Source organism: Spirulina sp. 06S082, from assembly GCF_034932145.1.
Classification (GTDB): Bacteria; Cyanobacteriota; Cyanobacteriia; order Cyanobacteriales; family Spirulinaceae; genus CCY15215.
Genome location: NZ_JAYGHV010000113.1, coordinates 1 through 1,160, shown reverse-complemented (window position 1 = coordinate 1,160; position 1,160 = coordinate 1). Strand labels below are relative to the sequence as shown.

Below are 1,160 nucleotides of genomic sequence, written 5' to 3'. Positions count from 1 at the left end.
TAAGGATAGTAGATTTGGAGAAAAGAGAAAAAATGCCAGCCAAGAACTGTTTATCGCCAGAAGAAAAGAAAAATTTACAAGAGGCGATGAGAAATGAAGAAAGACCAGAGGTAAGAGAAAGAATATTAATGTTTCTCTTATTAAACGATGGAAAAACATATCAAGAAATAGCTGAATTTATAGGATGTTCTCAAAGAAGAGTGGCTTATTGGTGTGTTCATGGAGACCCGAATAATTTAGACAGTTTGGAGGATGGTAGAAGAAAAAAACAAAGACCGAAAGCAACAGAAGAATATATTAATAAATTATTGGAGGTAGTAGACAAAGAACCGAAAGAATTTGGATATGAATTTGGAAGATGGACAGGCAAAAGATTAGCAGAACATCTAGAAAAAGAAACCGGAATTTTGTTGAGTAAATCTCAAATAGCGAGGATATTGAAAGCAAAAAAGTATGTGTATATATGGGGAAAGTACAGTTTGGAAGATAAACAAAATCCGGAAAAAAGAAAAGAGTTTAAAGAAAAGCTATCGGAGTATTTGAAATTAGCAAAAGAAAAGCCAGAGTCAATACAGGTGTGGTTTTGGGATGAATGTGGTTTTAGTTTAAGAGTGATAAGAAGGCGAAGTTGGACAAAGAAAGGAAAAAGAAAAAAGGTGAAAGGTCAAAGAAGAAGAGGGAGGGTGAATATAATGGGAGGGTTAAGATATAGCGATCGCAAAAGAGTATGTTTTGTGATCAAAAAAGGAAATAGTGAAACATTTTATGAACAACTGAAAAAATTGAACGAATATCTGAAAGAAGAATGGGTATCCCAAGGGAATAATCCTGAAGAATTTGAGAAAAAAGGTCCGAAAATCGTGATAATTTTAGATAATGCAAGTTTTCATAAGAAGAAAGAAATAATTGAAAAAATAGAAGCAGAACTACCGAATATTATATTAGAGTATTTACCGGCTTATAGTCCAGATTATAACCTTATAGAATTGGTGTGGCATTCAGCCAAAGAATACATAGCACATCGAGAGTTTGAAAATAGAGAAGAGCTAGAAAAAACAGTAAGAAAACTGTTAAATGAAGGAGAATTAATAATTCATTGGAATAGAAAGATAAAAAATAAAGGCAATGCCATTAATGCAATGTAGATGCGTCTTAGCTTA

Annotated in this window: 1 protein-coding gene; it reads left to right on the top strand. The window is 32.7% G+C overall.

The features are described from left to right. Positions 1–32 precede the first annotated feature (32 nt). Entirely contained in the window at positions 33–1,145 is a 1,113-nt protein-coding gene (locus VB714_RS07365) for an IS630 family transposase (RefSeq protein WP_323222637.1), read from the top strand. Positions 1,146–1,160 lie beyond the last annotated feature (15 nt).

Coding starts and splice junctions, on each gene's coding strand:
- VB714_RS07365 (WP_323222637.1), top strand. CDS start 33: ATGCCAGCCAAGAACTGTTTATCGCCAGAAGAAAAGAAAAATTTACAA.